Source organism: Glycomyces sp. L485, assembly GCF_022548875.1.
In the GTDB taxonomy this organism is placed as follows: Bacteria; Actinomycetota; Actinomycetes; order Mycobacteriales; family Micromonosporaceae; genus Glycomyces.
The window spans coordinates 1-341 of the sequence record NZ_JAKZEW010000111.1 but is presented as its reverse complement, the minus strand read 5'-3'; the positions used below and the strand labels follow the sequence as shown (position 1 = coordinate 341).

1 protein-coding gene is annotated in these 341 nt (G+C 69.8%); it reads right to left on the bottom strand.

From position 1 onward, the window contains the following. Nucleotides 1-341: 13E12 repeat family protein (locus tag L0U85_RS20225; RefSeq protein WP_241379569.1), on the bottom strand; the 341-nt coding region annotated here is incomplete at both ends.

Below are 341 nucleotides of genomic sequence, written 5' to 3'. Positions count from 1 at the left end.
TCGATGTCGACTGTCACGTTGAGCGTGCAGGTGTGTCCGTGCCGGGTGGCCGCGTCGGGGTCGGTTCCGTAGACCGAGAGCATGTGGTGCAGCGCCTCGGCGTTGCGGTTCGCCGCCGGAGGCAGCACCCCGTCGGCGTCGACCTCGTCCTGCCTCGGCGGCGGGACCGCGGTCTGCAACAGCTTGGCGAACATCCGGCCGGTCTCGGAGGCGAGCTCCCCGGACAGCGACCACATCCCGTTGTCGAGCCCGGTCACCTCCAGACGCTGCAGGGACTGCTGCGACAGGCCGTCGAACAACTCGGCTGATTCGGCGAGGGAGGCGGCCAGTTCGGCGAGGTG